The sequence below is a fragment of the Streptosporangium sp. NPDC002607 genome (assembly GCF_053592655.1).
This window is the reverse complement of sequence record NZ_JBSFWD010000023.1, coordinates 26,894-48,044: the sequence shown is the minus strand read 5'-3', so window position 1 is coordinate 48,044 and position 21,151 is coordinate 26,894. Positions and strand designations below refer to the sequence as shown.

Sequence of the window (21,151 nt, the reverse complement as noted above, 5' to 3'; positions counted from 1 at the left end):
CGCTCCCGGTCACGAACCATTCGTCAACGCGGCGAACGGGTCGATGGGGGCGTCGGACGTGACGATGACGGTCCCATTTCTGATCTCCGTGTTGAACACGGTGGGGTTGAACAGCCGGGGAGTGTTCGCCATCGGCGCGGTCTTTCCCACCGTGCTGTAGGGACCGGTGATCCCGGTCTCGACCGGCCGGCTCAGGTTGCTCATCGTCGTGGACACCGATGCGCTGTCCACGGTGTCGAGCCGCTCGGCCACCTTCTGAAACAGGACGTAGGCGCCCCAGACGAGCTCGGCGTTCTCGTCCTTCTTCATGGAAGGATCGATCGCGTCCATCTCCTTGTCGAACTGCGCGACCGCCGGGTCGTCACCCTGGCTCAGCGGCCTGACCTGGCTGGTCAGCAGGATGCCTTCGGCATCGGGGCCAAGGGCCTTGATCGTGCCCGCCGGGAAGAGGCTCGTGCTAGAACTGATCTTGCCCTTGTATCCCGCGCGATGCACCGCCTGCACCAGCTTCGGGATGTCGTTGGGCGGAACCGCGACGACCAGACCGTCCGGGTTTCCGGCGATCGCCTGGGCTACACCGGCGCTCGGGTCCGGCACACCACTGGCCACCGAGGCCTCCGCGATCAGCTTCATTCCAGACCGCTGTACCGAATCCTTGATGACCTTGGTCGCGTAGGTACAGGCCGGGCTGCTGCAAGCGATCATGCCGATGGTTTTCGCGCCTGCCTGCTTCACCTGGGCGACCGCCCCGGCGTACCAGCCGGGGACGCCTCCGGCTAACGGATACACGACGGGGCTGGCCATCTCCTGCTCGGTGAGTCCCAAACTGCCGACGAAGGGGATCTTCGCGCGCTCAAGGACGGCGAACGTACCGGGGAAGGTGGTGTGGGCACCGACGACCGCGGTGACCTTCTCCTGTTGCGCCTGGCGGGCGCATCCCGCCTCGACGTTCGGGTCGTAGTTGGTGTCGCAGAAGATCAGTTCCACGCGACGGCCCTTGATGCCGCCCGCATCGTTGATCGCTTTCACTCGTGCCTCGGCCGCCGTCTTCACCTGCGGGAGAGAGATCTTCGGGCTGGCCAGGGATGCCCATGTCATGACCTTGATCGTTTCACCGCTGGACGAGCCGGCCGTCTCGTTGCCGGACCCGCATCCACTGAGGGCGGCGACAGCGGTCGCGGCGACCGCGATCGCGGCGGGCAGGGATGATCGCAGAACTTTCACAGAGTCTCCCTTGCGAGATTTCGCATAGTTATACGGAGGATCGGAGTTGACGGTCAATAGCCGGGGAGGCATCCGTGTAAGCGAGATCGAGGGCCCCTCTTGTCCCAATAGGCGACATGCCGTAGGTTTTGCCGAAATACCGGAATAATGTGATGCGCGAAAGGGGTCGTATGAACCCGATCGAGCAGAAGAAGTCGCTCATGGACGTGTCGCCTGGATCGGCGATGCACGAGCTGATGCGCTGCTTCTGGCTACCCGTGTGCCTGACGCGCGATGTGGCCGAACCGGACGGCGATCCCATGCGGATCCGGGTGCTCGGAAACGACTACATCGTCTTCCGCGACTCCGAGGGCCGCCTCGGCATCCTGGACGAGCTGTGCACGCACCGCAGCGCCTCGCTGTGCCTTGGCCGCAACGAGGAGGGCGGCCTGCGGTGCCTCTATCACGGCTGGAAGTTCGCGGTCGACGGCACCGTTCTTGACACGCCCAACGTCCGCGACGAGCGGTTCAAGCAGCGCGTCCGCCAGCCCGCCTACGGCGTGCGCGAGGCCGGCGGCATCGTCTGGGGATACTTCGGGCGGCCGGAGGCCGAGCCCACACTGCCGCACCACCCGTTCTTCGACCTCCCCGCGGAACACGTCATCGTCGAGCTCGTCGTCGCGTCGGCGAACTACACCCGCGTGGTCGAGGGCCTGCTCGACTCCTCGCACACCGGCGTGCTGCACCAGGATGCGCTGAAGAAGCTCGACACCGGCAACGGTCCAGCGCCGACGCTCGGCGGCCGGACGCGTGCGTCGACGGGCGCCGTCCTCGCCAAGAACCTCGCACCGGACATCGAGGTGCAGGAGACCGACTTCGGCCTGCGGTACGCGGCGATCCGCACCGTCAACAACGAGGACGGCACCGAGACGCGCGCGGCCCGGATCACCAGCTACGCCTTCCCGACGACCATCTTCGTCCCGCCGGACTACCTCATGCAGATCACGCTGCCGGTCGACAACGACCGGTCGCACTTCTTCATGATCTTCTGGGACCCGGTACGGCAGATCGGCGTCGGCGAGGCGCGTGACGAGGTGCGGGCCTACTACGGCATCGACGATATCGGCATGGACAAGTGGGGTCTCGGTCGCGAGTTCCACGATCTGCCCGGCCGGCCCTCCAAGGAGAACAACTGGGGCCAGGACCGGGAGGCGATGCGCAACGGGAGCTTCACGGGCATGCACCGGTTCATCCCCGAGGACTTCGGTGTGTCCGCGTCGATGGGCCCGATGGAGCTGTACCCGATCGAGCACCTGGTCCCCGCGGATCTGGCGATCGCAAGATTCCGTCGCCGGCTGATCGACAACGCGCAGCGCGTCGCCAGGCGAGAGGCGCCGCTCGGCCTGAACGCCAAGCAGCAACCCCGAGGGGACTACCTGGTGCTCGAGGGCGGCCGGTCGTGGAAGGACCACTTCGGCACGTCCGAGATCATGAAGCAGTCCATCGCCCGCGATCTCTGAGAGGTCGCGTCGGATCGTCGCGCCGGACGTCGGGGGGTGAGCCGGAAAACGGTTCGGCTCCGATCGTGTGCCCCCTGGCGCAGGGCAACGGCATTCCGTGCATTGATACGAAACACACGTCTGCGATCACACTTCAGCGCGCAAGAAACAGAGATGCCGATGACGACATCACCGGTGGCCCGGCCGTTTCGCCTCACGTTCGCCAAGGAGGCCGTCGCGGACCTCCGACGGCGGCTCGAGCTCACCCGCTGGCCCGACGAGCCGGACGCGCCGGGCTGGTCCTACGGGACCGACCTCGGCTACCTGCGCGAACTCGTCGACTACTGGCGCGACGGTTTCGACTTCGCCGCCGCCGAGCGGCGCCTCAACGAGATTCCGCAGTTCCTGACCGACATCGACGGCCTCGACGTGCACTACCTGCATGCCCGCGCGGCGAACGACGACGCGATGCCGCTGCTCGTGCTGCACGGCTGGCCGGGGTCGATCGTGGAGTTCCTGGACACCACCCCCCGCCTGAGCGAGCCGGAACGCTTCGGCGGCCGGGAGGAGGACGCCTTCCACGTCGTCGCGCCGTCATTGCAGGGGTACGGCGGGTCTCCCGCGGCGACGGCTCCCGGGATGTCCCCGCGCGCGATGGCCGGCCGCTTGGCGAGGCTGATGGCCGAGCTGGGCTATGACCGCTACATCGTGCAGGGCGGGGACTGGGGCAGCCTCATCGCCTGTCACCTCGCCGCCGACCACCCCGACCACGTCGTCGGGCTGCATCTGAGCATCGCCCAGCCGTTCCCCCCGCCGAGCGAGGCCGACCCGATGTCGCTCGTGGCCGAGCACGAGAAGCCGTGGATGGAGGCCAACGCCGAGCACGCCGCGAATGGTCTGGGCTACCACGCGATCCAGAGCACGCGGCCGCAGACCGTGGCGTACGCGCTCACCGATTCGCCGACGGGATGGTGCGCGTGGGTGCTCGACAAGTTCCACGTGTGGACCGACTGCGAGCGCGACGGCCGCCGGGACATCAGGAACGCGGTGTCGTGGGACGCCTTCCTCACGAACCTGTCGCTGTACTGGTTCACCGACACGATCGCCTCGGCGGCCCGGCTCTACCGGGAGCAGACGCTTGCGCAGGGCCGCGGTGAGGGCTCGGCCGGGCCGGTCACCGTCCCGACCGGAGTGGCGATCTATCCCGGCGAGATCGTCAAGTCACCGCGGGCGTGGATGGAACGACGCTTCCCCGTCGCGCACTGGTACGAGGCGCCGCGCGGCGGGCATTTCGCCGCGCTCGAGCAGCCGGAGAACTTCGCCGAGGATCTCCGCCGATTCCGCGCCGTGCTCGCGGCCTCGTGACGGCGGGAACAGATCGGGTCCGAAGCCCCGGACCGTGGCGAGGCCGTGGTTCGTCAGCCCGGCGAACGATGCGGCCCGGCCCATCTTTTATTGCGAAGTTTCGTGAAAATATGCGGAATATCGTAATGATAAGTCAATTGGCGAAGGCGGTTCCGTGGTCGTGTCCGGAGAAGCGGACCGCTGGGGCTGCTGTTGGCTCTTGTCTTGGATCGCGACCTACCGTAATGTGTCCCGAAATAGTGGTGAAACACTGGAAAGCGCTGTTTAAGCTGGAGACCCCGGCCATGGCGGCGATTGTGCGAGCGTCGGATCTCCCACGCGGGCTCGGCATGCGGTGTGCCAACCGGTTCTCGGCATGCGGAGGTTCCCGGGCATCGCGGGTCGGTGAGCCAGGTCGCGGGTGGAGCTTGGTCTTCAGCGGAAATTACTGGGTGTTAGGGAGTGGTCAACGTGGACCCGGTGAACGTAGAACTCGTCATCCCCGTGAAGCTGCCGACCGACGGGGTCGTCAACGTGTACAACCCCGCGCGCACCGATGAGGTGGTCGGGACGATTCCCCGGATGTCGGTGGCCGACGTCGACGCCGTGGTTCGCGCGGCGCACGACGCGCAGCGCGCCTGGGCCGCGCTGACGCCCGCGCGGCGTTTCGAAATGATCGAAGGCGTGGTGACCACTCTCGACATCGCGGGCATGGATCAGCTGCTCACCCGCGAGCACGGCAAGGTGCTGGCGGACTCCACCCGGGAGCTGCAGTACCTCGACTACCCGGTCAAGTTTCTCGAGGAGCACTTGACCTGGCTGACAGAAGGTGAGGATCTGGGCGACTCGGGGATGCACCGCACGCGGATCTACCGTGACCCGTTCGGTGTGGTCGGCATCCTCGCCCCGTGGAACGTGCCCATCGGCATGAGCGTCATCACCATCGCCCCGGCACTGCTGGCCGGCAACTCGGTGGTCGCCCACGTTCCGGTGACCGCGCCACTGACGGTCATGAAGCTCTTCGGCCGGCTAGCCGCCGCGCTTCCCGACGGAGTGCTGTCGCTGATCTCCTCGCCCGACACGAAGGTGGCCCAGGCGCTCGTCGAACATCCGCTGGTACGTCACGTCCACTTCACCGGAAGCCCGGCCGTCGGCGCACTCGTCGCGCAGGAGGCGGCGGCGACGAACACGACGATCACTCTCGAACTCGGGGGCAACGACCCCGCCATCGTGCTGGACGACGCCCTGGACGACGCGTCGATCTACCAGCGGCTCGTCACCGCGGCGTTCCCGTTCGGCGGGCAGGCGTGCATCGCGCTGAAGCGGCTGTACGTCCCCGCCGCCCGGGTCGGCGAGGTCGTCGAAGGGCTGGGCGCTGTGCTGCGCTCCACGGTCGTCGGCGACGGCATGCGGCCCGAGGTGACCATGGGCCCGTTGCACACCGCGGCCATCCGCGCCCGGGTGGCGCGCCTGGCGGAGGAGTCGCGGGCGGCCGGCTTCCGGGTGGACGAGTACGGCACGCTCGTCGACGATCCGGATCGGGGCCACTTCCTGCTCCCCACGGTGGTGTCCGGGGTGACCAACGCGGCCGCGGTGGTCCGTGAGGAGCAGTTCGGCCCCACCCTGCCGGTGATCGGGTACGACTCCCTGGGCGAGGCGGTCGCGATGGCCAACGACTCCGAGTTCGGGCTGGGCAGTTCGGTGTGGTCGAGTGACGTGGACCAGGCGGTCGCGCTGGCGCGCCGGATCGAGGCGGGCATGACCTGGATCAACACGCACGGCGGCCCCGGCATCGACGGCCGGGCGCCGTGGGGCGGCGTGAAGCAGAGCAGCGTGGGGCGTGGTGGCGCCAACCGGGCGGGGCTCGAGGGCTTCACCGAAGGACACGTGATCACTCTGCCCGGCTCCGCGCGTTAGGCAGACGTCAGGGAGTGTCCTGTGGATCGCGGTGACAGCCGCGCCACGCGCAAGATCCACAGGACACTCTCCGCGGAACGAGCCCCTGCCGCCTCGATCTCTCGGCGAGAACGGCGGTGACGGACGGTAGTGACGGACGGTAGTGACGGACGGTGGGCCGTGGCTCGGCCCACCGCCGGCGGACGGGTCGGCACCGTCCGCCATACCGAGATCCTGGAGCGGGGCGCGGCAGGGGCGTCCGCCTCTTCGCCGTCGCCGGCCTCGATCGGCTGCGAGACGATGTCGGTCGGCGCTCCTCGATAAGCGCGGATACCGCTCGGTTCATCGCCTGTGCGGGTACGACGTTCGGACCCACAAAGCCGGAAGACGCCAGTGGCAGCTAGGCAAATATTGCGAAACTCCGTGCTAATATACGGTATTTCGTTGCTGTGGCCAATATTCAGGACGGCCTGCGAGGGGTCGCCGTCCGGCACGGCGAGCGGTCGCGCCTTCGGCGAATGCCCGTCGCCTCCGGCCCGTCGTGAGCGTGCGGGGCGTCGCGGTGGGCGTCAAAGCCCAGTCGGGGGGTGAAGGGCCGACCGCCCCCGCCGCTGTCATCCGTGCGCGAGACCGGCCCCCCCCGGGGGGTGCCGGTCACACAAGTACAGCCTAGCCAAATAATACGGTTAATCGTAAGATATAACGATATGTCGGAACTAAAGATGCAAGCCGGCGGGGAGCCGGACGGGCCGACCGTGCAGCTCGCTCGTTTCGCCGCCGAAACCGGTGCCGCAGACCTGCCGCAGGTCGCGCTCGACGGAGCTCGACGCCTCCTGCTGGACACCGTCGCGTGCGCCGTCGCAGGGTGGGATCTGCCGTCGAGCCGGATCATCCGTGAGCTCGTGGAGGAGCAGGGAGGTCGGCAGGAGGCGACGGTCCTGGTCAGCGGCGCCAGGCTGCCGGCCCCGGCGGCGGCGTACGTCAACGCGCACCTGTCCAACGCGATCGATGCCGATGACACGCTCAACTACAGCGCCCACATCGCCGCCTCCACCGTCGCGCCGGCGCTGGCGATCGCCGAGCGCGTCGGCAGCTCGGGCCTGGACACCCTCGCCGCGATCGCCCTCGGCTATGAAGTGGCCGGACGCATCGGACTCTCCCTGCGTGGCCTGGTCGTCACTCCCGCGGGGTCGTTCACGTTCGCTCCCGTCACCGGGTATGGCTGGACCGGCTTCGCCGCCGCGGTCGCGAGCGGCCGGCTGCTGGGCCTCGACACCATGGGGATGCGGCACGCCTTCGGTCTCGCCGCCGCCGCCACACCATTGCCGACGTCGGGGAAGTTCGGCCTCGACCTTCCCCGCCCGATGACCAAGTACGGCCTGTACGGTGAGATGGCCCAGGGGGGAGTCATGGCGGCACTCCTGGCCCGGCGGGGGTTCACCGCGGATACGACGGTGCTCGACGGCGAGCGCGGGCTCTGGCGCATGGCCGGCTCGCTGGACTGCGACTGGACGGCGCTCACCGACGGGATCGGCACCCGCTGGCTGGTCGATGAGGCGTCCTACAAGGACTATCCCGGCTGCCGATTCCTCAACCCGGCCATCGACGTCTTCCTGGACATCCTCCGCGACGAGGGCCTGACCGCCGACGAAATCGAGCGTGTCGAGGCGCTGGTGCCCGGCAGCGCGACCGCCAAGCACATGAACGACCCGACCGGCGAGTCCATGGTCGACGGCTGCTTCAGCCTGCCGTACCTGCTCGCGTGCGCGGTGCTGGCCGGCCCCCCCGGTCCGGGGTGGCACAGGCCCGAAACCCGCTCCGACCCCGCCATCCGGCGCTTCTCGGCCAAGGTCGACGTCGGGGTGGAGCCTCGGGCCGCGCAGGCGGCGAAGGAGGACCTTACCCGGTACGGCCACAGCGTCAGGATGTGCACGACGGTCACGGTCGAGGCCGGGGGGCGGCGCTTCACCCGCAGCGCCGACTATGCCCGCGGGGATTCCTACACGCCGGAGACCCGGATCACCGACGCGGACATCGCCGACAAGTTTCGCCGTTACACCACCGACGCCCTCGGCGAGGAACGGAGCGAGCGGGCCCTCGCGCTCGGCAACGAGCTGGAACGGCTGAAGAACCTGGAGAAGTTCGTCGCCGGCCTCACGGTGCAGGCCTGACCTGCCCGCGGGGGTGCACTCCGGGTACGGCGACGATGCCCTGCCGACGCCGTCGGGGGGCCGTGATCCGGAACGTGACCGATCGACGCCGCGGAGACGCGTTAAGGGAGAACGTCCGGCGGCAACCCGTCAGGCCGGGTTGACGCGGTTTCATCAGCATCGCTCGTGGCGCCTCCCCGAGGAGGTGCACCGCCCCTTCCGGATCGGGCGGTGTTCGACCGAGGTCAATGCCGGGTATGCGATGGGGTCTGGCGTCCACCGGCCGAAGGCCAAGCGCCGGGAGCGTCTTGATCGACGGATTTTTGATGTGCAAGGTCCTTGCGACGGTATCCTCGATTCGGACTCCATCATCCTGGATATGGCCGGTGCGCGATCTTGCCGCCTCCTCATGTCCGATGATGACCCGTTAAATGTTTCCGTTGATCGACCGGTGTCGGACGGGTGTTTCGGGGGCTTGGTCGGCCATCCGGGTCATGCGCGACATTGAGTGATTGATCGGCGTGTTTCCGACTGGCAAGGCCTCGTATATGGATGTCGCACAGCGGTCCGCGGTTGCGACACGTGGAAGGGATTCCGATGGCGAAGGCTGTGGAACCGGCTCTGTCGGCAGAGGCCGCCTCGCCGGCACGGCGCGGGCGGCGGCCACGCGGCGGTCTGGTGGAGGCCAATGGCACGACTGTGCCCGCCGCCGCCCGAGCGATGGCGCTTTTCGAGGTCTTCGGGCGTGAACGGCGCGAGCTCACCAAATCCGAAGTGGCCCGGCTGCTCGACATTCCGGAGAGCAGCAGTTCCGATCTGCTCAATACGCTGCACGAGCTCGGTTATGTGAGCCGTACCGCGACGACGCGCCGCTTCTACCCGACCGGCCGGCTGCTGGCCGTCGCCACGGTGATCGCCGAGAATGATCCCCTCTCGGCGTTCGGGGTCGAGGCGAGCGGGCTGCTCGCACAGCGGTCGGGCGAGACCGCGTGCTGCGCGGTGCTCGCCGGCAACCGCATCAAGGTGGTCGCGGTCTCGGAGGGACGGCACCGCCTGCGCTATGTGATCGGCGTGGGGGACACCTTCACCATCCACGGCACCGCGATCGGCAAGGCGCTGCTGGGCGGCCTCGACGACCATGAGATGAATCGGATGCTGAGGCTGAAGGCGTTGTCCAGGCTCACGGACCGGACGAAGACCGAGCCGCGAGAGCTCGAGGACGAGGTTCGCAAGCACCGGGAACTCGGCTGGTATCAGGCCCTCGACGAGGGCGCGGTCGGCGTCAGTTCGTTCGCCGTCTCAGACCGGGTCGGAGACGATGTCGTCGGTCTGGGCATCATCGGCCCCACCGACCGGGTGCGGTCCAACCAGGACGAGTTACGCCAGATCCTTTTCGAGGTCAGGGACACCGTCTTCGGACGCACCTCCTGATCGGCCCGTTCCCCGGCACCGGCGGCTTGGGGCCAAGCCTCTTGAGCTGCTGTTCGACCGGCGGCGGGGCCCTTACCGGCCGATCGGAACTTCGCCGGCAGCCAAGATCGCCGCCACCTCGACCAGGAAACGTGACGCTGCGCAACTGGCGAGCAAGGCAAGTTGCAAGATCAAGATGGTGGGAAAAGTGCCCCCACCTGCGCAGACGCCTTAACTCGCCGGCATCGCAGCTCAAGGAACTTTTCTCTTCCTGTGGAACTCAACGTGAAACTCCGAGGTCGGGCCCCGGAACGATTCGAATGGGTTCCTCGACCAGCGAGTCGGCGCTCGGTGTGTCAGTCGGCGGCGCGGGTGTAGTAATCGCGCCAGTCCTCACCCTCGGGGATGTCGTACTGCGCCGGCCGTGGCTGTTCGTTGGGGGCGAGACCCCTGGGGTCCTCGCCCTTCTGGACCCGTTGGGCATTGTCGATCATCTGCCGTCTGAAGCGGGCGATGGCAAGGTCGGAGGGGACGAGGTGCTCTATCGGGGAGCGCCCCACGGGGCCCATTGAGGCGCTGACGGCGAAGTCCTCGGGGATGAAGCGGTAAAGGCCGGTGAAGCTGTCGTTCTTCATCGCCTCGCGGTCCTGCCGCCAGTTGTTCGACTTGTTCGGACGGTCCGGCAGGTCGTGGAACTCGCGCCCGGCTCCGTAGAAGTCCTTGGCGATGTCGTCGATGCCGTAGTAGGTGCGGATCTCCTGGCGGGCCTCCCCGTCCCTGATGTTGCGAGTAGGGTCCCAGAACGCCATGAAGAGGTAGGACCGGTCGTCGTCCACGGGTAGCACCAGCTGGGCGAGGTGGCCGGACTGGATGAGGATCGAGGTGGGGTGCTTGAAGCTGGTCACTCTGGCCCGGCGGCGCACCGTGCCATCGGGTTGCGGGTGCTGGCTTATGGCGGCGTAACGGAGGCCGAAGTCGGTCTCCTGCACCTCGATGTCCGGTGCGAGGTCCTGCGCCAGCACGCCCGCGGACGCGACGCGGGGCTTCCCGCCGAAGCTGGGCGCCGGTCCCTCACCGGCGACGAGTTGACGCAGGGCGTCCTGGTGCAGTGAACCGGTGTGAGTCGTGTCGATCAGGCCCTCGACAAGACGGGTGTAGTTGGCGGAGCAGACGAGGAGTTCGACGACGATGTTCTCGTCGGGCAGGTCGAAGAACGGGTAGTGCTGGAAGGGCGGCTCCTTGTCCTGCGGGCCGAAGTAGCCCCAGATGATGCCGCCGGCCTCGCGCACGGCGTAGGCGGGTTGACGCACCCGCTCCTTGAACCGCGGGTCCCGGACGTTGGGGGTGTCGAGGATGGTGCCGTCGACGGCGTACTTCCAGCCGTGGTAGAGGCAGCGCAGCCCGCCCTCCTCGTTACGGCCGAGGCACAGCGAGGCGCTGCGGTGGGTGCACAGTTCGTCGAGCAGGCCCAAGCGGCCCTCGCTGTCCCGGAAGAGCACGTAGTCCTGGCCCAGTGTGCGGACGCGCATCGGATCGCCGTCGTTCTCGGCCACATCCGTGGAGAGCGCGATAGGCAACCAGAACCGCTTCAGGCACGCATTCATCGGTGTGCCCGAGCCGACCTCCATGAGCAGCTTCTTCTGACTGATCAGGTCCATGCCCGACATCCCTTCGCCATGGTTAGGTTACGAGCCACATTCAGTACGGTATTTCGGTGTATCGGACAGGGCGTCGCGGTTGGCGGCAAGGTTGCGAGGCTCCTGCGGGGTGCCGAGACAAGGACCGCGCCGCCACTCCAGGCGGGCCGGCCGATCTCGTTGAGGCAGTGGACGACACCGCGTACGGCGTCTGCGCCGGTCAGAACCGGGCGGGCGATCATCGGGACGGCATCATCGCCGGCCGGCGTCGCCGCACGATCGGTTGCGCCTTCCGCCTTTCCTGATCGGCCGGCCTGTGCACGTCTGACAGACGTGTCCTCACGTCCGATCGGCGTGGCCCCTCACGCCGGTTCGGCGGGACCGACTTCCGCCGAACTCGGCCTCTGTTCTGCCGGATCCATGCGCTCGTTCCTCCTGTCACCCCGCTTTGTTTCGCCAAGATTGCGATATCTCGCGAGATATTACGGTTGAACGTTGATTAAGACAAGGGGTGGACGCTGCCGCGGACGCGTGGGATCTCCGGTGGCCCGTGACTTCGGACGGTAGAGGGGGCGGGTGTCGGGGAGGGGGCGATGAAGCGGTGCACCTGTGCCACCATTCCGGGGAACCCGGTCCGAGGTGCTCTTTCCGGGGCCACCGGATGGGGTCCCGGGCGGGCGGGGGTGAGCGGGCGTGCCGGGTCACGTCGGCTTCCCTCGTGGGTGTGGATGTCCGTGGGTGAAGACGGATGCCGGAAGCCCTTGCGTCCGCTCTGCGAAATATCGTAGATTTCCACGAAGTTACACGGGTATCTCGCAAGGGTGAACCGTGACGCTCGAGGAAGTGCGTGTGCAGGCACCAAGTGATTTTTCCAGGCTGACGGGTTCCACCGTCACCGTGCCAATGGTCGGCGCCATCGATCGAGCCGGGTGCCTAGGAGCGCGCTCTGTGGCCGACGTGCCGGACCACTCGGACCTCACTGGTGCCCCCTGGTCGGCTCGGCCAAGGAGTCCAACCGGGTGCCGGAGTGCCACGGGAGCATGTCGGATCCGATCAATGCGGCCGCCTCCCGCCGCCCACGGCGGTGAGCGGCATGGAGCGCTCTGCCTCGCTGGTCGTCGACCGGTTCGAGCCGGAGCGCCTCGGTGGCCGGTTATGGCCGGTCGCGGGTGGTGACTGGTCGCCGCCTCGGTCGGCCGTGTCGGCGTCCCTCGTTCCTCCTGCCGTCCTTCCCGCGTGCTCCCCGAGCGTCCGAGGAACCGGGTGCCCTCCTCCGATGCACGTAGATCTCATTTCACGTCATTGACTAAAACCACGATAAATCGTAGCTTTACGCGAAATCCCGTAATAGCAGTCGTCGGATGACGACGAGCGGAGGGTTCTGATGTCGGAGAAGAAGTGTCCGGTTCTGGACATCGCCAAGGTGAACAACGCGCATGGGCACGCGGAGGCCTATGCCGAGGTGCGTGCGGGAGGGCCGGTCGCCAGAAGTGAGGACCTGGGCGGCTACTGGGCCCTCCTCGGCTATTCGCAGGTGCGTGAGGCCGCAAACGACACCGGGCGCCTGTGCTCGGGGCTGGGTTCGACGATCCCGGCCCTGGGTATGACGTTCCGCCCCATCCCGGTGGAGGTGGACCCTCCGGAGCACCGCAACTACCGCCGGATCCTCGTGCCGGAGCTGCGCCCGGACCGGGTGGCGGACTGGGAGGAGCTCACCCGTCGGAAGGCCGACGAGGCGATTGACACCTTCATCGAGAGCGGCAAGGGCGACCTGAACGCCATCTCGCGGTACATGCCGCCGGCGGTGATCGCCGCGATCCTCGGAGTGCCCGACGACGGCCCGACCATGGTCGAGCTCACCGACGACATCAACCGTGCGGCGACGAAGAACGACGCGGAGGGGAAGAAGAACGCCAACATCGCGCTGATGCGGTTCGTCGAGAAGATCGTGACCGAGGCGGAGCAGGACCAGGACCGTGAGGACCTGCTCACGATGATCGCCAACGCTGAGATCGACGGCGTGCCCATCGGGCACGACAAGGCGATGGCGATGACCATCACCGTGGTCGTCGCCGGCCAGGAGACGACGGTGAACGGGATCGGCGGCGCCCTGTGGCGCCTGGGCGCTCACCAGGATGTCAAGAAGCGCCTGCTGGAGGACCCTTCGCTGATCTCCACGGCCGTGGAGGAGAGCCTGCGCCTGGATTCTCCGGTGCAGATGATGGGCCGGACCGCCACCGCCGACTTCGAGCTCGAGGGTGTGCCGATCTCCAAGGGCGACCGCGTGGGGCTGGTGTGGGGCGCGGCGAACCTCGACCCCGCGAAGTTCGAGAACCCCGAGAGGTTCGACATCGACCGGCCGAGCAACCCCCACGTGGCCTTCGGGCACGGCATCCACCGCTGCATCGGGGAGCACCTCGCCCGTCTTGAGATGCGCGTCGCCATCGAGCAGGTCCTCGCCCGCATGCCCGACTTCGAACTGGACGGCGAGATCGAGATCGGCACCAACATCCCCCTGAACCGCGGTCCCAAGGCGATCCCCGTCAAGTTCACCCCCGGCCCTCGCGTGTACGCCGCCTGATCGGCCTGAGGTCCGTCCATCGATCCGGCACTAGTGGGAGATATCAATGCTGACCAGTCTCGATGAGTCGCTCTATCACCAATCGTCCCGCGTGTTCGCGGAGGCCGCGGTGAGCGACCACCGGTTCTACGACCGGTACACCTACACCTTGATGGCCCCCGGCGGGGCCGTGGCCCTGCTGACCGGCATGGCGGTCTACAAGAACCTCAACGTCCACGACGGCTTCATCTGCACGCAGGCGGGGGCGGCGGTCCAGCGCAACGTCCGGCTGTCCCGGCCGCTCCGGCCGATCGTGGAACCGCTCACCCTCGGTCCGATGCGTACGGAGTTCCCCGAGGCGTTCAAGGTCACCAGGATGATCGCGGAGCCCAACGAGTTCGGCGACGCGTTCGACCTCTCCTTCCGCCCGGTCTTCACCCGGCTGGAGTCGCCGCACTACGGCGAGGCCGACGGCCGGGTACACACCGACTACCGGCGCTTCAGCCAGGTCGGGTGGACCAGCGGCACGCTCGTCGTCGACGGCCAGGAGCATACCTTCGACCGCTGGTTCGGCTGGCGGGACCACTCCTGGGGCGTCCGCCCGGGGGTCGGCGGCTTCGAGCCCTACACCGGCACCCGGAACCGCGGCGGGATCCCGTCCGCGGCCAGGGCCGGTGGGATGGGCATCTTGCTCGTCTACTGCGGCTTCGCCACCGACAGCTACTCCGGCTTCTTCTTCACCATCGAAGACGAGGTCGGCAACCGGCTCTACATCGACGGGGCCATCCGCGTGAACGACGGCGAACCGTCGGAACTGGTCGACGGGTCTCACAAGATCACGTTCCACCCGGGCACCAATGTGTTCGACTCGATGCAGATCCAGGCTCAGACCGCCGACGGTGAGGTGTGGGATCTCGACGTCGAGGCGATCGGGCGGCCCTGGGCGTACCGGGGCACCGGCTATGACCACGGCTGGAACGACGGCAAGGGCCTCGGCGCCTGGCGCCATGACGGCCTCACCGCGGAGACCGACGTCTACGACGTGTCGCATCCCGAGAACGTGGTGCTTCCCAACGGTGAGGTGATCCGTCCGATCCACCGGGAGCAGCCGGTCCGGGTCACCGTACGCGGCGAGCAGGGCAACGGCCACGCCCCGATGATGGTGGTCGGCCCGAACCAGGTCTACGGGCTGAAGGAACGGTCGTGAGACCCGTTCCGGGCTCGTCCTGGGCCAAGGCCCGGGCCATGCCCAGGGGGCTCGCGCTGCGCCTGATACGCCAGGCCGTGGCGGCCGTGTACGACGACGAGACGGCCGACGCCGGCCGCAGGCGCTTGGCGATGCGGCTCGACCAGGCCATCGTCCGGCTGATCACGACCGAGACCCGGCTGCTCGAGGTCGAGGCGGGCCTCGCCCCCGAGCACGAGTCCCACGTGGAACGGGCAGACGCGCTGCTCGGTGCCTCGGACCCGCGAAGCTCCCATCCACTGGACGTGCTTGCCGAAAGGGCCCGCGTGCTGGGGGAGCGCCTGAAGGACGCCTCTCCCGACACCGCCGACGAGATCTGGGGGCTGCTGCGGGACATCGCCGGCACCGACCACGCCGGTCGGCAGGCACTGGAACAGGCCATCGCGGAGACCCGCGACAGCGGGGTCGCCGGGCCTCATGACTCCGCGGGCGAGGCGGCGAAGGCCGAGGCGCGGCCACTGGACGTGGACGGCTTCGACACCTACCTCGCCGGCCGGGACTGGGCGGCCCCCCGGCCCCGCGTCACCGAGGTGGAGATGGTGGTCGGCGGACAGTCCAAGCACACCTACCTCGTCAGCGTCGATCCACAGGAGGGGCCCGAGGCCTGGCGCGGCGGCGTCGTGGTGCGGATGGACACGGGCTACTTCGACAACAGCGTGCTCGACGAGTACGCCCTGATGACCAGGCTCTTCCAGGCCGGCCTCCCGGTGGCGGAGCCGCTGCTGCTGGAGGCGGACAAGGCGGCCTTCGGCCAGCCGTTCATGGTCAGCCGCCGCCTGGACGGCAAGGCCGCCGGCATGATCCTCGACGCGGTCGGCGCCTCCTCGGCGGAGGCCTTCGCCCTCGCCGCCGCGCTCGGACGGCTGCACTCGGTTCCGCTCGACCGGCTCGTCGACTCGCCGCCGACCGATCTGCCTCAGGTGGTGGAGGAGTCGCGCCGGAAGATCGAGGAGCTATGGCGCGACACGACCCTGACCGAGTCGGTCGCGGTCGAGCTGGGGCACCTGTGGATTCGGGAACACGCCCACGAGCTCGCCGGGCAGCAGCCCGTCATGGTGCACGGCGACGCGAGCCTGCACAACACCCTCGTCGACCGGGGGCGGCTGACCGGGCTGCTCGACTGGGAGTTCGCCCACGTCGGCCATCCAGCCGAGGATCTGGCCTACTGCCGGCTCGCGGTCGAGCGGGTGGCCGACTGGGACGCGTTCCTGCAGCGCTATCGCGAGTGCGGTGGCCGGGACGTGTCCGAGCGGGAGCTGAACTTCTTCGGCGCGTTCTGTCAGCTGCGCAACGCGTCCCTGTGCGCGCAGGTGATGGACAACGTTGTGGCCGGCCGGATCACGACCTTCGACATGTTCGTGACCTCGGTGGACACCTTCTCCCGGATGGAAGCGGTCCTCGCCCAGCAACTGCACGCCGCGTTCACCGCCGACCGAGCCGCGGCCGCGCAGTGAGCCGGATCGAGCCTGCTCCACGCCGACGGACATGTGAACGCGGACTCCGCACGCCCCGGGGGCGCCAGGGACGACTCGCCCCCTGCGAACGACGACCGAAGCAGGACCGATGCCAAGTGACGAGGAGCAAGGTTGACTTCCTCTCCACGGCTGAAGCCGGGGGAATCCAACCCTCACAGGTCGGATTTCCTGCTTCACTGCCAGTCGCCCGCCAGGAGGATTCTCCTTTGAGGTCTTACTCCGGCTCCACAGGCGTTTTTCCTCTCCGCCGGCCCGGCGGCGAGGGTGGTGCGGGTCATGCGTGCGGCGGCTTGGTCGTCGCCACCGTTCGAGCATGTTAACCCATGCGGCGCCGTACCGCGTTTCCTTCCCACGCCTAAAGGCGGGGGTCTCCACACTGAAGGGATTTAGATGAAAGCAACAGCGGCGGTGTGCAAGGCGCCCAACCAGCCGTTCCTGGTCCGTGAGGTCGAGGTCGCCGAGCCACGGCCCACGGAGGTGCTGGTGCGCGTCACCGCCACCGGCATCTGCCACACCGACATCTCGATCATTCAGGGAAAGATCCCCTTCGGCATGCCCGGCGTGGTGGGACACGAGGGCGCGGGTGTGGTGGAGGAGGTCGGCTCCGGTGTGACCACCGTGCGTCCTGGCGACAAGGTACTGCTCATCTCGCCCTCCTGCGGACACTGCCGGCCCTGCCTCATCGGACATCCGGCGCTGTGCGAGGTCCCGGCTCTGCGGTGGGGAGGCGGGCGGCTCGACGGCTCCCCGGTCCTGACGATGGACGGTAAGCCGGTCGCGTCGAGGTTCCTGGGGCAGTCCTCCTTCAGCACCTACGCGCTGGTCGAGGAGCGCACCGTCCTCAAGGCGCCGGACGACATCTCCGACGAGATCCTGGCGCCCTTCGGCTGCGGTGTGGTGACCGGAGCGGGTGGCGTTCTCAACGTGCTGAAGCCGCAGTCGAACCAGAGCGTGGTCGTGCTGGGGGCGGGCGCGGTCGGCATGTCCGCGATCATGGCCGCGGCCCTGACCCCGGCGGCACGGCTGATCGCGGTGGACGTGGTGCCCGAGCGGCTGGCCCTGGCACGGGAACTCGGTGCCACGGACACGATCAACGGTGCCGAGAGCGACGACCTGACGGCGGCCATCAAGGACGCCACCGGGGGTGGTGCGCACATCATCGTCGAGACGACCGCCAGCACCAAGGTGCTGCAGTCGGCCCTGCCGGCGCTGGCCCGAGGCGGGGTCATGGGCCTGATCGGGGCTCCGGCCGCCACTGAGCAGGTGTCCCTGCCCGTGGTGCAGCTGATCATGGGCGCGATGCGCATCGAGGGCATCGTCATGGGGGACGGCACCCCTCCGTTCCTGCAGGCACTGATGCGGCTCCACCGGGACGGGAGGTTCCCCGTCGATCGGCTCGTGCAGACCTACCCCTTCGACCAGATCGAACAGGCCATGGCCGATGCCGAGAGCGGCAAGGTCATCAAGCCCGTGCTGACCTTCGGAGCCTGAGGGACGGACCACCATGAATGAGATCGACTACAACCCGACCGGACTCGACTCCGTCGACGAACTCCCCCTCCCCAAGCCCCCGGACGAGGCGCTGTGGGCGGAGAACTTCTGCTATCAGGCCTGGGACCGAGAGCAGGACCTCGGCGTCTGGCTGCACTTGGCGCGGATGCCGTACGACCACGACATCTGGCGGGAGACCGTGGTGGTCTTCCTACCCGGTGACCGCTACTTCCTGTCCCGCGCGTTCGCCCGCGGCGCCCACGAGGCCGGCCCCGGCTCGGCGGGGACCAGACTCACCTGCGTCGAACCGTTCCGCCGGTTCCGGCTGCAGTTCGACGGGGTGGGGCGCTACGTGCGGCAGGCCGACGTCGAGGACGGGTCGCTGCGCGACGGGCCGGCCCAGCCTTTCCGTCTGGACCTGGAGTTCGAAGCGGCGGCGCCCCTGTGGGACATGAGCGCCCACCTGAAGGGCCAGCACTTCGCGTCCATGCACCACGAGCAGTCCTGCCTGGCCACAGGCACCTTCGAGACTCTCGACGAAACCTTCACCATGCGGCAGGGCGGCGCGATGCGGGACCACTCCCGCGGCGCGCGGGACTTCACCAAGCTGCACAGCCACGTGTGGCTGAACGCGGTGTTCCCCAGCGGGCGGTGCTTCAACGTCCTGGCGAACTACGAACGGTCGACGGGCAGGACGCTCGCCCGCGGGTTCGTCAGCGACGGCCGGACGTTCCAGGACTTCGCCATGGAACCCTCGTTCCTGCAGGACCCGGACAAGCCGTTCGAGGCGGGGAACCTCAAACTCAGCAACGAGGGGGAGTCCTTCGAGATCGGGGTGGAGATCCTGCGCGTCCTTCCCATGGCCATGCGCCGCCCGAATGATCTGGTGCTGGGGAAGGAGGCCGCGGGAGACGGGCTCGGCAACCGCCTGTACGAGGGGCGGGCCCGGTACACCTGGGACGGCGAGGTGGCCTACGGGCACATCGAACGCAGCTGCCCGTTCGCGGTGGGAGAGTGAGCCGGTCGTGGAGCGCGCACAGACCTACCTCGTAGCCGAGATCGAGGCCGTATGCTGGCTGCTCCGCAACTCGGTCGACGTGCTGCAGACCTCGATCCGCCCGGCGCTGGCCGGTCTGCCGGCCGCCCATGCCACTCGATGCGTCGAGGTGCTGGCAGCCGCGGTCGACCAGCTGACCCGGCTGGCCGAGAACGGTGGTGAGCCGCCGGTCTTCCCGGCGCTCGCCGACGAGCTCGCTGACATCGACCGGATCCAGGAGCGGCTGGCGGCGGTGAAGGCTCCGCCGGCGGCGCGGACCTCGCCCGCAGGGCAGGAGTCCCCGGTGCGGCACGACCTCGAGGCCGAGGAGCTGGAGTCGTACCTGCGGGAGCACCCGCGCGGCGGCGCGAACCTGCGGCTGCACCATCTGGAGCGGATGGCCGGCGGGCGGTCGAAGAGCACCTACGCACTGACCGTCCACGACGCGGCCGACCTCCCGAGTGACCTCGTCATCCGCAAGGACCAGGAGACGCTCCTCAACAACACCTCCGTGGTGTCGGAGGCCGAGCTGCTCGAGCGGCTCCACCGGGCGGGACTGAAGGTTCCCCAGCCGTTCCACCTCGAGTCCGACCCCGAGGCCCTGGGGTCGCCGTTCCTGATCCTGCAGCGTCTGGGGGGGGACGACGGCCGGGGAGGTCTTCGACCCGCCCAGGAACGAGCGGCTGGCGCTGGCCCTGGCCGAGCAGGTGGGCCTGCTCCACTCCCTCGACGTCGGCGGCCTGGCCGACGATCCGTTCCTCGTGACCAAGGACGTCACGGGCGATCAGCTGTGCGAGCAGCTGGCCGCCTTCCGCGCCACGGTGAACGAGTTCAGCGAGCCGTACCCGAGCGTGCTCGGAGCGCTGGACTGGCTGGACGAGCACGTCAGGGACTTCGACGAAGAGGTGCGGCTGGTCCATGGGGATCTGGGCTTTCACAACGTCCTCGCCGAAGGTGACGAGCTGACCGCGGTGCTGGACTGGGAACTGGCGTCCCTGGGCCACCCGGCGCGTGATCTCGGATATCTTCGCAGCACGATCGAAATGATGACGGATTGGGATAAATTCCTCGACGCCTACCACGCGTCCGGCGGGGTCAGGTGTGATCCGCACGCGGTGGACTTCTACATGCTGTTCTCGAGCGTGTGGCTGTACCAGCACCTCGCCCGATCCGGCCGGATGCGGCTGAAGTGGGACGCGCGGAACATCGAGTACACGATCTCTTTCGCCGTGCTGGGGCCCAACATGCGATACCGCCTGGCACGGCAGTTGGACGGCGTGCTGACCCGCGGCTGACGTCTCAGTGTGTCCCGGTGAGGCGGGACCGTCGAAGAGAGCGGAGGATGATGAGCAAGCAGGACGACAAGTCCGTCCATGTGGAGGTCGTGGTGGCCATCACCTGGGAGGAAGGCCGATACTCGGCCCGATGCCTGGGGGTGGGCGACCTCACCTGCCGGGGAGACACCATGGTGGATGCCGTGCTGGACCTCGCCGAGCAGTTGTCGCGCCACTTCTCCGCCGGCGGTTCCCCGGTCGGCCGCCCGGACCGTTCCGAGCTTTGGCAACCGCTCCCGGTGGAGATGCTGACGGCACTGGACGTGGCCGTCGACTGATCCCGCCTCCCGTGCCCGGCGACCCCCGCCTGTCCCGGCCGCCTGTTCCGGTCGTCGCGGCCGAATTCGGCGATCCCCAGCGACCCCGGACCTCCGAAGGCGTCGTCGCCTCCGGCCGGAGACAGGCGGTGAGCACGAGATGTCTCGTGTCCGTAGACCACGAAGGAGAATCATGACGGAACCCGGTACCCATCCTGACCGCGAGACCATCCGCCAGACGGTGCTCAACTACATCAAGGGCCTGGAGAACTCGGACTTCGACGCCGTCGCGGACCTGTTCACCGACGACGCCTTCTACTCCCACCCGCCCTATGACCCGGACAGCCCCAAGCGGGCCGAGGTCAAGGGGCGCGAGGCGCTGCGCGCCCTGCTGAAGGGGCGGCGCGGCAGCCGCAAGTGGCACCACGAGCTCCAGTCGCTCTTCGTCGCCGACGACCGCTGCCTCGTCGAGGGCATCGTCCGTGAGTTCGAGGGCGGCCCGATCAGGTCCTCGTTCGCGGGGGCGGGGACGTTCGACAGCGAAGGCCGGATCAGCCGCTGGGTGGCCTACCGCAGCGTGCCCGCGATCGGGGAGTCGCTGGATTAGGCGGAT

General features: G+C 68.2%; 15 protein-coding genes and 1 pseudogene. 14 read left to right on the top strand and 2 right to left on the bottom strand.

All coding sequences use genetic code 11. The features are described from left to right. Positions 1–9: 9 nt before the first annotated feature. On the bottom strand, positions 10–1,281 hold the full coding sequence (locus ACWD3H_RS25080; RefSeq protein WP_451956701.1) for an ABC transporter substrate-binding protein: 1,272 nt from the start codon (positions 1,279–1,281) through the stop codon (positions 10–12). Between the two features lie 113 nt (positions 1,282–1,394). On the opposite strand from ACWD3H_RS25080, the gene ACWD3H_RS25075 reads away from it, so the two are divergent. The 5 genes from ACWD3H_RS25075 to ACWD3H_RS25055 all read left to right on the top strand — a co-directional run bounded on the left by ACWD3H_RS25075 (position 1,395) and on the right by ACWD3H_RS25055 (position 9,523). Next, positions 1,395–2,723 (top strand): Rieske 2Fe-2S domain-containing protein, encoded by a 1,329-nt coding sequence (locus ACWD3H_RS25075; protein WP_451956700.1) that lies wholly within the window; start codon positions 1,395–1,397, stop codon positions 2,721–2,723. Between the two features lie 153 nt (positions 2,724–2,876). Further along, a complete protein-coding gene (locus tag ACWD3H_RS25070) occupies positions 2,877–4,067 on the top strand; it encodes an epoxide hydrolase family protein (protein ID WP_451956699.1) in 1,191 nt (396 codons plus the stop codon). Positions 4,068–4,526: 459 nt separating this feature from the next. Continuing rightward, positions 4,527–5,963, top strand: coding sequence for an aldehyde dehydrogenase family protein (locus tag ACWD3H_RS25065; RefSeq protein ID WP_451956698.1), 1,437 nt, complete (start codon positions 4,527–4,529; stop codon positions 5,961–5,963). Positions 5,964–6,649: 686 nt separating this feature from the next. Next, complete coding sequence (locus ACWD3H_RS25060) at positions 6,650–8,113, top strand: MmgE/PrpD family protein (RefSeq protein ID WP_451956697.1); 1,464 nt, start codon at positions 6,650–6,652, stop codon at positions 8,111–8,113. A gap of 576 nt (positions 8,114–8,689) precedes the next feature. After that, positions 8,690–9,523 (top strand): IclR family transcriptional regulator, encoded by an 834-nt coding sequence (locus tag ACWD3H_RS25055; protein ID WP_451956696.1) that lies wholly within the window; start codon positions 8,690–8,692, stop codon positions 9,521–9,523. Between the two features lie 335 nt (positions 9,524–9,858). Here ACWD3H_RS25055 and ACWD3H_RS25050 read toward each other — a convergent pair whose 3' ends face one another. Next, complete coding sequence (locus ACWD3H_RS25050) at positions 9,859–11,160, bottom strand: Rieske 2Fe-2S domain-containing protein (RefSeq protein WP_451956695.1); 1,302 nt, start codon at positions 11,158–11,160, stop codon at positions 9,859–9,861. A gap of 1,363 nt (positions 11,161–12,523) precedes the next feature. Here ACWD3H_RS25050 and ACWD3H_RS25045 point away from each other — a divergent pair. The 9 genes and pseudogenes from ACWD3H_RS25045 to ACWD3H_RS25005 all read left to right on the top strand — a co-directional run bounded on the left by ACWD3H_RS25045 (position 12,524) and on the right by ACWD3H_RS25005 (position 21,145). Then, positions 12,524–13,720 (top strand): cytochrome P450, encoded by a 1,197-nt coding sequence (locus ACWD3H_RS25045; RefSeq protein WP_386308628.1) that lies wholly within the window; start codon positions 12,524–12,526, stop codon positions 13,718–13,720. Between the two features lie 46 nt (positions 13,721–13,766). Further along, on the top strand, positions 13,767–14,906 hold the full coding sequence (locus tag ACWD3H_RS25040; RefSeq protein WP_451956694.1) for a hypothetical protein: 1,140 nt from the start codon (positions 13,767–13,769) through the stop codon (positions 14,904–14,906). Further along, positions 14,903–16,399, top strand: a complete 1,497-nt coding sequence (locus ACWD3H_RS25035; RefSeq protein WP_451956693.1) for a phosphotransferase family protein — start codon at positions 14,903–14,905, stop codon at positions 16,397–16,399. The genes ACWD3H_RS25040 and ACWD3H_RS25035 overlap by 4 nt, the downstream gene beginning before the upstream one ends. Positions 16,400–16,810: 411 nt before the next feature. Further along, positions 16,811–17,911 (top strand): NAD(P)-dependent alcohol dehydrogenase, encoded by a 1,101-nt coding sequence (locus tag ACWD3H_RS25030; RefSeq protein WP_451956692.1) that lies wholly within the window; start codon positions 16,811–16,813, stop codon positions 17,909–17,911. A 13-nt stretch (positions 17,912–17,924) separates the two neighbouring features. Beyond that, entirely contained in the window at positions 17,925–18,929 is a 1,005-nt protein-coding gene (locus ACWD3H_RS25025) for a hypothetical protein (protein ID WP_451956691.1), read from the top strand. Positions 18,930–19,344: 415 nt separating this feature from the next. Continuing rightward, positions 19,345–19,626: pseudogene (locus ACWD3H_RS25020) on the top strand (phosphotransferase); the annotation flags it as partial. A gap of 4 nt (positions 19,627–19,630) precedes the next feature. Next, positions 19,631–20,242 (top strand): phosphotransferase, encoded by a 612-nt coding sequence (locus ACWD3H_RS25015; protein ID WP_451956756.1) that lies wholly within the window; start codon positions 19,631–19,633, stop codon positions 20,240–20,242. A gap of 47 nt (positions 20,243–20,289) precedes the next feature. Beyond that, a complete protein-coding gene (locus tag ACWD3H_RS25010; RefSeq protein WP_386308623.1) occupies positions 20,290–20,559 on the top strand; it encodes a hypothetical protein in 270 nt (89 codons plus the stop codon). Between the two features lie 172 nt (positions 20,560–20,731). Next, positions 20,732–21,145, top strand: a complete 414-nt coding sequence (locus tag ACWD3H_RS25005; RefSeq protein ID WP_451956690.1) for a nuclear transport factor 2 family protein — start codon at positions 20,732–20,734, stop codon at positions 21,143–21,145. Positions 21,146–21,151: the final 6 nt, after the last annotated feature.

Excerpts from the sequence above, each read along its gene's own strand:
- ACWD3H_RS25040 (WP_451956694.1), top strand. The coding sequence starts at position 13,767 with ATGCTGACCAGTCTCGATGAGTCGCTCTATCACCAATCGTCCCGCGTG.
- ACWD3H_RS25070 (WP_451956699.1), top strand. The coding sequence starts at position 2,877 with ATGCCGATGACGACATCACCGGTGGCCCGGCCGTTTCGCCTCACGTTC.
- ACWD3H_RS25005 (WP_451956690.1), top strand. The coding sequence starts at position 20,732 with ATGACGGAACCCGGTACCCATCCTGACCGCGAGACCATCCGCCAGACG.
- ACWD3H_RS25025 (WP_451956691.1), top strand. The coding sequence starts at position 17,925 with ATGAATGAGATCGACTACAACCCGACCGGACTCGACTCCGTCGACGAA.
- ACWD3H_RS25045 (WP_386308628.1), top strand. The coding sequence starts at position 12,524 with ATGTCGGAGAAGAAGTGTCCGGTTCTGGACATCGCCAAGGTGAACAAC.
- ACWD3H_RS25075 (WP_451956700.1), top strand. The coding sequence starts at position 1,395 with ATGAACCCGATCGAGCAGAAGAAGTCGCTCATGGACGTGTCGCCTGGA.
- ACWD3H_RS25055 (WP_451956696.1), top strand. The coding sequence starts at position 8,690 with ATGGCGAAGGCTGTGGAACCGGCTCTGTCGGCAGAGGCCGCCTCGCCG.
- ACWD3H_RS25050 (WP_451956695.1), bottom strand. The coding sequence starts at position 11,160 with ATGGACCTGATCAGTCAGAAGAAGCTGCTCATGGAGGTCGGCTCGGGC.
- ACWD3H_RS25030 (WP_451956692.1), top strand. The coding sequence starts at position 16,811 with ATGAAAGCAACAGCGGCGGTGTGCAAGGCGCCCAACCAGCCGTTCCTG.
- ACWD3H_RS25060 (WP_451956697.1), top strand. The coding sequence starts at position 6,650 with ATGTCGGAACTAAAGATGCAAGCCGGCGGGGAGCCGGACGGGCCGACC.
- ACWD3H_RS25010 (WP_386308623.1), top strand. The coding sequence starts at position 20,290 with ATGATGAGCAAGCAGGACGACAAGTCCGTCCATGTGGAGGTCGTGGTG.